The organism is Pectinatus cerevisiiphilus (assembly GCF_004341685.1).
Classification (GTDB): Bacteria; Bacillota; Negativicutes; order Selenomonadales; family Selenomonadaceae; genus Pectinatus; species Pectinatus cerevisiiphilus.
Window position 1 is genome coordinate 1 of record NZ_SMAA01000039.1, and the last position, 2,361, is coordinate 2,361.

General features: G+C 33.0%; 2 protein-coding genes and 1 riboswitch. Both genes read right to left on the bottom strand.

Annotation, left to right across the window (positions count from 1 at the left end; all coding sequences use genetic code 11):
* Positions 1–132: 132 nt before the first annotated feature.
* On the bottom strand, positions 133–678 hold the full coding sequence (locus EDC37_RS12155) for a phosphoribosyltransferase family protein (protein WP_132551730.1): 546 nt from the start codon (positions 676–678) through the stop codon (positions 133–135).
* A gap of 15 nt (positions 679–693) precedes the next feature.
* A complete protein-coding gene (locus EDC37_RS12160) occupies positions 694–1,770 on the bottom strand; it encodes an NCS2 family permease (protein ID WP_132551732.1) in 1,077 nt (358 codons plus the stop codon).
* Positions 1,771–1,898: 128 nt separating this feature from the next.
* Positions 1,899–2,000, bottom strand: a riboswitch (purine riboswitch).
* Between the last annotated feature and the right edge of the window lie 361 nt (positions 2,001–2,361).

Genomic DNA, 2,361 nt, shown 5'->3' on the forward strand with positions numbered 1-2,361 from the left:
TCGTCTCCTTTGCGGGTTTTGTTTGGCGACTTAATTTTAGCAAAAGACGAGGCCTATGTCTTTATTTAATTTTGCGAAAAATATTATACCTTATCCCTTATATAGGTTATATAACGTAAGTATAATTGTTTATTATTTTCTGGTTGTAAATAATGGCAATTCTTTTAAATATATTATATCAGTCCTTTTTGCAGCATTGCCTTCTGCTAAAATAGCAGCTTTAGCAACAATCGTACCACCAGCAGAAACTATCAATTTTTCCAAGGCTGCAATAGATTCGCCCGTGCTTATTACATCATCAATAATAGCTATACGTTTTCCTTTAATTGCAGCAGCATCTTTTCCATCAAGGCAAAGGATTTGTTCTTTTTGTGTAGTTATTGAATTAACAGTAACTGTTAATGGATTATTCATGTAAGATTTTACACTTTTTCTGGCTATAATATAATTTTGGTTTAATAAGCGTGAAATTTCAAAGATAAGTGGAATTCCTTTAGCTTCAGCAGTTATTAATATATCAAAATCAGGTAACTTTTTTATTATCTCAGGTGCAGTTTTACAAACCAATTCTGTATCTCCTAAAATGACAAAACTAGCTATTGACAGTTCAGGACTGATTTTAATTATTGGTAATTTACGTTTAAGGCCACACAATGATAAAGTATATGTTTTATCCAAAGGTATTACTCCCTATTAAAATAAATAAATTAAAGTTTTTACTATTAAACCAGCAACCATGCCAAAGAATGGATCTGTTATTGCAGTTACTGCCATTGTAACACCACCAATAATTGAATCAGGCGAACCAGCACCACTTTGCAAAGCAAGTGCAGCATTAGTAGGAACTGTTACAATCGCACCCAAAACAAGTAAAAATCCGGCAATTGATTCACTAGGAACGAATTTACCGATTTTAGGCAAAAGTTTCGATAATAGAATTACTGCCATAATCCCCATCATTAATACACCAGCTAAAACAGGATGTGGTGCAGCACCAGTGGCTGAGATTATTGATTGAACGGGTCCACCACCAAATAAAGATGAAGCCATATCAGCTAGACTGCTAACAATAGTTAAGTGATCCAAATTAATACTTGATTTTGCAATGGTATGAGCAGTAATACTACCAAAAGCAATATTTGCACCTATATTAAGAGTAGCAATGCCTAGTGCTCCACGAAGTACATTACGATTCATAATAGGTTTTTGTAAACTAAATTTTTCTCTTTCTGGATTATAAAGAAATTTAATTTCCTGTTTAGTAATCATTCCAATAAATGTTGTTAAAATCACTGAAATTACTATTGTAAATACTAATTTATTTCCAGGGTCAGGCGTTATGTAATAGGTTAAAAGAGCACTAACAATAGATACTCCACCCATAAATGGATTACGTCTAGTCATATCAATGGCAACTTTTGTTAAAAGAATACCAACACCAGCCATCATCCCATTAGTAATTACAGGGCCTATTAAATCAACTATTTTAGAAAATACACCGAGCAAACCAATGATAAGTAAAATACAACCTTCCCAAAATACCATTGAAAGGCGTTCGTTAATATTACGCCCCATAGTACCTACTAGAGTAATTGTTTCGGCCTGAAAAGAAATAGGAGCAATAATACCAAATATACCACAGCCAATCGCACCAACTATAAAACCAGCAGCGGTTGGAACAGATGCAAAGCCAAAGGTTAGAGCCAAAAGGCCTTGCGGCAAGCCATTGATAATAACACCAATAGCAGCCAATAGATCTTGAATCGACATTAAAAAACCTCCTAAAATAAAAATAACCTAGAAGAAGTATCACTCGTATGAGTGAAACAACTGCCATGGAGATTTATCCTAAGATAATATTATTAAAACATAATATATTAAAGTAAAATACTTCCTAAACACAGTATTTTTTCACTCATAGTCCAACCATTTACGGTGGTCGGGTAGAGACTCTCGAACCATATTATCGAGGATATATGAGATAATACTAGCATCACGGTTAAGAACTATAACAGTTTCAAATGTAATTGTCAATAGCATTGATGATGCTCCTTAGGAAGATTATTAAAATATATTATTGCTTTTGAATGCATTTAATTAACGAATATAGCTATTTATATTTAAAAAGGAAAAGTTGCTATTAAAAAAAATTAGATTTTAAAAGAATTTGTTTCGGTGTCAGGAACTTTAAGAGATTCCGTAATAGATTGATGTTTATTGCTAATTGTAAAAAAGCAGCAGGATAATTTTCCTACTGCGCTTGTACTGTAAGCGATCAATCAAATAGTGTATAGCAATAATGCCGCTAATCCTGTATTGTAGTTACAAGGGTTAGCGGCATTTCATATATGTTTGCACATT

Bases quoted from the DNA above. Each gene is read 5' to 3' on its own strand.
- EDC37_RS12160 (WP_132551732.1), bottom strand. From the start codon at position 1,770: ATGTCGATTCAAGATCTATTGGCTGCTATTGGTGTTATTATCAATGGC.